The following is a 6,827-nucleotide window of genomic DNA, read 5'->3' as shown; positions in this document are numbered from 1 at the left end:
GTGGCCGAATAGACCACCTGGCCCGCCGCGTTGCTGGCGTAGAGCGTGGTCTCGCCGCCGGCCTTGCCGAAGACATAAAGCTGCCGCGCCGACTTGACCTGCACATCGGCGACGGTGTTATCGGCCACGAACAGATCGGCCATGGTGCCGGGCAGCTGGATGAGCTGGCCGCGCCCGATGGAGAGCACCAGCGTTTCGGTCGGACGCTGCACGGCGGACTGCGCCAGGGCAGCACCCCCGATGGCCGGAACCAGTCCGGTCAGCGATGCGGTGGCAGCGATGGCGCTACCCAACAGGGCGCCCTTGATGAACTTGGAAAAACGCATGGTCATTTCCCTCCGACCGGAACTTCGGTCACTGTATTGCCGCGAGCTACGCGTACGACGGGGCCACGCGGGACAGGCGGTGCAGAGGGTTCTGCGACCTGCATGGGGCCTGCACTGGGTGCGCTGGGTCCGTTCTGGCGGTTGGCGGAACCCGAGACGGGGACCGACCGACGCTGGAAGCGCGATACATCGCCGCCGGTGACAAAGGTGACGTCGGTATCGACCGGACGCGTGGCCAAAGCCTTGAGCAGCTTGTCCTCGGTCTTGCGATCGGCACCGGTGGGCAGATTGATGTCGCCTGCGGCCATCGAGCGTTCGAGCTCGGCCTCGTTATCGGCGATCGAGCGCAGCGACAGGCTGAGCGTGCCGATGGTCTGCGCGACCGCGATCTTCTCGGCCAGCTTGGGCGTGGCCTCCACGGTTACGGTGGTGAAGGCGATGACCTCGCGCTTGCCCTCGGCGTCTTCCGCCGACACGCGTTGGTCGGTGGCAAGCACCCGCAGGTTGCGGATGATGGTTTCAGAGGCGTTGAGTGCGGGGCCGCTGTTGCCGCTGATCGACTGGGTCAGCACCAGATCGACCCGGTCGCCTGGAAAGACGAAGCCGGCAACGCCCGTGCGGGCGGAAACGGGGACGGTGACGGCGCGCATGCCCGGGCCGAGCGCTGCGGCGAGGAAGCCGCGATCGCCCGGCTTGACCAGCGAACCCTGGGTCACCGGCTGCCCTGCGGTCACGGCGTTACGCACCACGGTGCCCAGCAGCGAATCGATCTTGGAATCGGCTTCGAGGAAATAGGCGTTGCTCACCAGTTCGCTCGGCCAGGGCTGAAAGGCCACGCTATCGGGAGTGATGATCGTGCCGACCGGCAGCGAACGCTTGGCGACCAGCACGCGCGGACCCGTGGGAACCGCCTGTTGCGGCGCCGCCGTAACGGAAGGCGCGGCCGATCCGGTGAACAGGCTTCTGGCCAGAAAGGCTGTGCAGAGCGCGATCACCAGCGCGCCTACAAGCAGGATTACTTTGCGTCTATCCATGGCGTTTGCAGCCCCCAAAACCCTTCAGAATGTTCATATTTTCAGGCAAAATGGTTAAAAAACCGTTCGCCAACGGGCCAAAGCGCCGCAATGGCTATGGCAACGCCATAGGGAACCTCCGGCTGACCCGGCTTTCGCCTCCATTTGTGGTCGGCCAGAACGATCAATGTGAGCGCCGCACCGATCAGCGACATGATGATCGTGATCCGCGCCATCTCGACCCAGGGAAACCACAAGGCGATGGCGCCGAGCAGCTTCACGTCGCCGCCGCCCATCGCGCCGATCGCGAACATCAGCGCAAAGAATACGAACACCCCCGCGCCCAGCGCCAGTTGCAGCGCCATGTCGGGCCAGAACGACAGCCCGCAGGCCCACCAAAAGACCGGCGCGGCGAGCGCAATCCCTGCGTTCAGCCAGTCCTCGATCTCGCGCCGCAGGATGTCGGTATACGCCGCGTGCAACAGCGCGATTGCCAAGCCTGCCAGCAGACCGTAGACGAGAGGACCGTTTTCCATGGGGTCTGGCGTATAGCGGGCATGACTTACCAAAAAGTAACCATTGACCGGCGCGCGATCCCGGCGGGCGCGGTGGAAAGCCGCTGGAACGCTGCCGATGGCTGGCCGCTGCGTCGCATCGACTGGATGGCCGATGGCCCGGTGCGCGGGTCGATCCTGTTCATGCCGGGGCGCGGCGACATTTACGAAAAATATCTCGAGACCCTCGCGCACTGGCAGGCGCAGGGCTGGAACGTCACCGCCGCGGACTGGCGCGGGCAGGGCGGCAGCGGGCGGATGAGCGATCATCAATATGTTGGCCATATCCATGACTTCAGCCAGTGGATCGACGATATTGCCGGCTTCTGGGCGGACTGGGTGGTCTCGCGCCCCGGCCCCTATGTCGTGGTTGGCCACTCGATGGGCGGACATCTGATCGCACGTGCGATCCAGGAAAAGCGGATTACCCCGGATGCGGCGGTGCTCAGTGCGCCGATGCTGGGCCTCAAGGGTCTCGGCCTGCCGCTCTCGGTCGGGCATATGGTGACGAAGCTGATGCGCGGCCTTGGCAAGCCCGAGCGCCCCGCCTGGAAGGTCAGCGAAAAGCCCGCATCGCCGCTCGCGATCCGCCAGACGCTGCTGACGCACGATGATGCGCGCTATCAGGACGAACTGTGGTGGTGGGCCGAGCGGCCCGAGCTGGTGATGGGCCCGGCGAGCTGGCACTGGGTCGAGCGCGCCTATGAGTCGATCATCCGGCTCAATGCGCCCGGCGCCTGGGAAAAGGTGAAGGTGCCCATGCTGCTGATCGGTACCAGCGCCGACCAGTTGGTCGACAACAAGGCGACGATTGCGGCGGCTGCGCGCATCCCCGGGGCCGAACTGCTCGCCTTCGGACGCGAGGCGCGGCACGAGGTGCTGCGCGAGGTCGATCCGATCCGCGACCGCATTCTCGCGACCATCGACGATTTCCTCGCGCGCAAGGCCCCCGCCGCGCACAGCGAAAAGGCCGGGGCCGCCGCCTGATGGCCGATTACGACGTTGTCATCATCGGCGCCGGGATCGCCGGAGCGAGCCTTGCCGCCGAAGTCGCGCCGCATGCGCGCGTGCTGGTCGCAGAGGCCGAGGACCGGCCCGGTTATCATTCGACCGGGCGGTCGGCGGCCTTCTGGGCGGAAACCTATGGCGGCCCGAAGGTCCAGCCGCTCACCACGGCTTCCGGACCCTGGCTGCATTCGCCGCCCGGTGGCTATGGCAACCGCAGCTTCCTCGCCCCGCGCGGCGCGCTGACGCTCGCACGGGCGGGCGAGGAGCCGCTGCTCGACGCGTTCGAGGCCGAGTTCGCGGGCTCCGGCGTGCGCATGGAGCGCTGGGGGCGTGACCGGATCGCGGCGCTGCTGCCGGGTCTGGCCGAGGACATCGTGGCCGCCGTGTACGAGCCCGATTGCCAGGATATCGATGTTGGCGGCCTGCACCAGGCGTTCCTCTCGGTTGCGCGGCGCGGCGGGGCGCAGATCGCGCTCAAGGCACCGCTCGAGCATGCCGAGTATCGCGGCGGGCAATGGCATCTGTTGCTGGGCGGGCAGGCGGTCACCGCGACCCGGCTCGCCAATGCGGCAGGGGCCTGGGCCGATCCGGTGGCGACCCGCTGCGGCGTGCGGCCGATCCGCGTACAGCCCTATCGCCGCACCGTGGTGCAGCTGCGCACCCGCCCCGCGCCGGTCGCGCACCTGCCGCTGACGCTGGGCGTCAAGGGCGACTATTATTTCAAGCCCGAAGCGGGCAAGCTGTGGCTCAGCCCGCATGACGAGACGCCCGAAGCGCCCGGTGACACCGCGCCCGACGAGCTGGACATGGCGATCGCGATCGACCGTTTCACCCAGGTGGTCGACTGGTCCATCGAGGCGGTCGAGCATCGCTGGGCGGGGCAGCGCAGTTTCGCGCCCGACCGGCTGCCCGTGATCGGCTATGCGGCCGACAATCCGGCGTTTTTCTGGTTCGCAGGGCAGGGCGGGTTCGGCATCCAGACCGCGCCCGCCGCCGCGCGGCTTGCCGCCACGGCGCTGCTCGGCCTCACCCCCGATGCGATGCTGAACGGGGTGGCTGGACAAATGTATAATCCCGCCCGTTTCGGCTGACTTTGCTGGCCGCGGCGCACGCGATTTTATATCCTCGGCGCCATCCATTCAGGAGGGAGTCGAGTCGATGGCGCACCATTTCGAGATCTACAAGGACAAGGCCGGCGAATTCCGCGTGCGCTTCAAGTACAATTCCGAAGTGATGTTCTCGACCGAAGGCTATGCCAGCAAGGCATCGGCCAAGAACGCGATCGAATCGATGAAGAAGAACGGCCCCGAAGCGCCGATCGTCGATACCACGACCGAGGGCTGATACGCGGGCGATAGGTCCTTCGCGGACATCGCGCAGGATTTATCGGCCTGTGTTTACTTTCGGATAATCCCGGCTGGTCTAGGCCCCGGCTATGGCGACTGTCCTTGCGGGCAGTGATCGCTGTATGGAAGGGGGAGTTGGAAGATGACGGGATTGGCAGCCGCGCGGGCGGGCCTGATGGCACTGCTGATGGGCATGGCGTGCACCAGCGGCGCGATGGCGCAATCGGCGATCGGCGACGATCCGATCTGCACCGACCGGCCGACCAAGGCGAACAACGCGTGCAGCGTGCCCAAGGGCATGGTGCAGATCGAGGCCGAGGCGATCAACTGGTCGCGGCTCAATGCCGGCGGCGCGCGCAGCGACGTGTTCGCCTATGCCAGCCCCACGATCAAGCTGGGGTTGAGCGACAGCAGCGACGTGCAGCTCACCTTGACCCCGCTGGTGGAGGTCCGCAACCGCCTTGCCGGGCGCACCACCAGCCAGACCGGCTTCGGCGACATCTTCCTGCGCTACAAGCAGCGCATCACGTCCAAGGACGCGCGGTTCGAGCTCGCCCTCATCCCCTATATCAAGGCGCCGACCGCGAAGACCGGCATCGGCAATGGCGAATGGGAGGCGGGCGTCAGCGTGCCGATCCAATATGCGCTGAGCGATCGCTGGTCGCTGACCGTGAACCCGCAATTGAGCCTGCTCGCCGGCGCAGCGGATCCCGACGAGCGCCATCTGGAGCTGCAGACCGTGCTCAACCTGGGCTATCAGCTCTCCGAGCGCACGAGCGTCGCCGGGGAAGTGTGGACCTCGCAGAACTGGGATCCCTCGGGCACTGTCCGCCAGTACTCCGCCGACCTCGCCATCGCGCATCTGCTTGGCGATAATCTGCAACTCGACGGCGGGGTGAATTTCGGGCTCAACCAGGCGACGCCCGATGTGCAGGTCTATGCGGGAGTGTCGGCGCGGTTTTGAGGCCCTACCAAATCCTCCCCCAGCGGGGGAGGGGGCCACGCAGCGGGTGGTGGAGGGGTGTCCACATCCGCGCACCGGCCACACCCCCCCCGTCAGGCTCCGCCTGCCACCTCCCCTTGCAGGGGAGGGTTTTGGAGCCAGTTCAGTCATGTGAATGATATTTTCTATCATAAATTCAGATGGTTGCGTGTGGATTGCAAATGGGTCTTGCATCGTCATGCAGCCTGACTCATTTGCACCACATTTTTTACTAATATGCTGCACCAAAGCTCATGTCGGTGCTCACTGCGAGGATTTATGCTGGCGACAATAGGATATGAGAAGTCTACGCTTGCCGACTTCATCGCAACACTGCGGCACGCTGGAATCGATACACTGGTTGATGTCCGCGAAAGAGCCCAATCTCGCCGTGCAGGCTTCTCCAAAACGGCGTTGGCCAATGCTCTGAATGAGGCTGGAATCGACTATATCCACTTGCCCGAGCTCGGCGATCCGAAACCCGGACGAGAAGCTGCACGTGCAGGAAAAATGGACCTTTTCCGGAAAATATACGGGAATGTGATGGATAGTCAGTCAGCGAGAAGCGCTATCGAGCAACTTGTTGAGATGATTGGCGAAAAGCATGTATGCCTAATGTGCTTTGAGCGCGATCAGAGAGAATGCCATAGAAAAATAATTTCAGATGAGCTTGAAAATCGACTGGGAATACGGGCAAAACATTGGGATGCAGTAGAAGGTATCTCAAATGTCCGCTCAAGTAGACGAGTGTTTCATTCTGATCAAAGCGCAGCCGCATCGCTCTAGTCGATATTTTGAGACTGTTTGCTGTGCAGGAGTCGGTCGAGATAGACGATGGCGCCGTCAGTATCCGGTTCCATTCAGAATTTTGGATGATGAGCAGCAATTTCGGCGTTGGGACTGGATACGTTACAGCTACGTGAGGCCAAGAGACGATCGCCGGGTTGAAAGTCAGAAAGTGGTACCTGAGACATTGGAGGTTGTTGGTAGGATAAAGCAAAGCGAGCGAGCAGGCTTCCTAGAGCCACTGATACGTCAATCGTTCGCAGAAGCGAGCAGCAGGCATGAATCGTTGACCTTGATCCGACCAAAGCAGTTTAGTGTTGAAGCCCAGTTGAAGACCGAAAAGGAAATTGACGCTGAAGCAAGCAAACATCGCGAGCTGGCGAACCAGCTGTCTCTCTTCGACTCAACCGCTAAGCCGTTAAAGATTTGCCGCGCAAGGTTTACGGTAAAATGGCAAGATTACGATGGTCATTCTCGAAGCCATGAGTGCGATGATTGGGAAACATCCGCAGCCTACAATCGTTTTGAACGGCTTCACGGTCATTCAAGAGCAGTAGAAATTCTCAAAGAGAAATATGAGCATGAGTATATGAATGCTGGATTAGCATTTGCTTTTAGTACACACAAAAGACGAAATGCGGAATTTGGGGCAGAGAACCAATGGCTGTTGGTAGGGATGGTAAGGATTGATGAGGTGCAGCAAGGGTCATTGGGCTTTTGATGGATTGTGAGGGCACAAGCGGTTGCGCGTGCAAAAATTTACTGACTTAGCTGGCATCACCCCCACCCCCCAATCCCTCTCCTCAACACCC

General features: G+C 62.7%; 9 protein-coding genes. 6 read left to right on the top strand and 3 right to left on the bottom strand.

Annotated elements, in window-relative coordinates; translation table 11 throughout:
• The 3 genes from AX735_RS05965 to AX735_RS05955 all read right to left on the bottom strand — a co-directional run.
• Window positions 1–326: pilus assembly protein N-terminal domain-containing protein (locus AX735_RS05965; protein ID WP_231750035.1), on the bottom strand; the 326-nt coding region annotated here is incomplete at its 3' end.
• Window positions 327–328: 2 nt separating this feature from the next.
• The gene (gene cpaB, locus AX735_RS05960) at window positions 329–1,360 is read right to left on the bottom strand and encodes a Flp pilus assembly protein CpaB (RefSeq protein WP_066277179.1); all 1,032 of its coding nucleotides are present in this window, start codon (window positions 1,358–1,360) and stop codon (window positions 329–331) included.
• Window positions 1,361–1,401: 41 nt separating this feature from the next.
• Window positions 1,402–1,875: an A24 family peptidase gene (locus AX735_RS05955; protein ID WP_066277176.1), complete on the bottom strand. Its 474-nt coding sequence runs from the start codon at window positions 1,873–1,875 to the stop codon at window positions 1,402–1,404.
• A 21-nt stretch (window positions 1,876–1,896) separates the two neighbouring features.
• On the opposite strand from AX735_RS05955, the gene AX735_RS05950 reads away from it, so the two are divergent.
• From AX735_RS05950 to AX735_RS24900, 6 genes are all read left to right on the top strand, one after another.
• The gene (locus AX735_RS05950; protein ID WP_066277174.1) at window positions 1,897–2,880 is read left to right on the top strand and encodes an alpha/beta hydrolase; all 984 of its coding nucleotides are present in this window, start codon (window positions 1,897–1,899) and stop codon (window positions 2,878–2,880) included.
• Complete coding sequence (locus AX735_RS05945) at window positions 2,880–3,992, top strand: NAD(P)/FAD-dependent oxidoreductase (protein WP_066277172.1); 1,113 nt, start codon at window positions 2,880–2,882, stop codon at window positions 3,990–3,992. Before AX735_RS05950 ends, AX735_RS05945 begins: the two co-directional genes overlap by 1 nt.
• Window positions 3,993–4,059: 67 nt before the next feature.
• Window positions 4,060–4,245, top strand: coding sequence for a YegP family protein (locus AX735_RS05940; RefSeq protein ID WP_023838955.1), 186 nt, complete (start codon window positions 4,060–4,062; stop codon window positions 4,243–4,245).
• Window positions 4,246–4,389: 144 nt separating this feature from the next.
• Complete coding sequence (locus AX735_RS05935) at window positions 4,390–5,211, top strand: transporter (protein WP_082750955.1); 822 nt, start codon at window positions 4,390–4,392, stop codon at window positions 5,209–5,211.
• Window positions 5,212–5,508: 297 nt separating this feature from the next.
• Window positions 5,509–6,015, top strand: coding sequence for a DUF488 domain-containing protein (locus AX735_RS24120; RefSeq protein ID WP_137775867.1), 507 nt, complete (start codon window positions 5,509–5,511; stop codon window positions 6,013–6,015).
• Between the two features lie 286 nt (window positions 6,016–6,301).
• Complete coding sequence (locus AX735_RS24900) at window positions 6,302–6,736, top strand: hypothetical protein (RefSeq protein WP_137775868.1); 435 nt, start codon at window positions 6,302–6,304, stop codon at window positions 6,734–6,736.
• The last annotated feature ends 91 nt before the right edge of the window (window positions 6,737–6,827 follow it).

Source organism: Blastomonas sp. CCH1-A6 (assembly GCF_001556365.1).
Lineage (GTDB): Bacteria > Pseudomonadota > Alphaproteobacteria > Sphingomonadales > Sphingomonadaceae > Blastomonas > Blastomonas ursincola.
This window is presented reverse-complemented; position numbering and strand designations above follow the sequence as displayed.

What these genes read in the sequence shown, in the direction of transcription:
- cpaB (WP_066277179.1), bottom strand. Translation starts at nt 1,360, where the DNA reads ATGGATAGACGCAAAGTAATCCTGCTTGTAGGCGCGCTGGTGATCGCG.
- AX735_RS05955 (WP_066277176.1), bottom strand. Translation starts at nt 1,875, where the DNA reads ATGGAAAACGGTCCTCTCGTCTACGGTCTGCTGGCAGGCTTGGCAATC.
- AX735_RS05950 (WP_066277174.1), top strand. Translation starts at nt 1,897, where the DNA reads ATGACTTACCAAAAAGTAACCATTGACCGGCGCGCGATCCCGGCGGGC.
- AX735_RS05945 (WP_066277172.1), top strand. Translation starts at nt 2,880, where the DNA reads ATGGCCGATTACGACGTTGTCATCATCGGCGCCGGGATCGCCGGAGCG.
- AX735_RS05940 (WP_023838955.1), top strand. Translation starts at nt 4,060, where the DNA reads ATGGCGCACCATTTCGAGATCTACAAGGACAAGGCCGGCGAATTCCGC.
- AX735_RS05935 (WP_082750955.1), top strand. Translation starts at nt 4,390, where the DNA reads ATGACGGGATTGGCAGCCGCGCGGGCGGGCCTGATGGCACTGCTGATG.
- AX735_RS24120 (WP_137775867.1), top strand. Translation starts at nt 5,509, where the DNA reads ATGCTGGCGACAATAGGATATGAGAAGTCTACGCTTGCCGACTTCATC.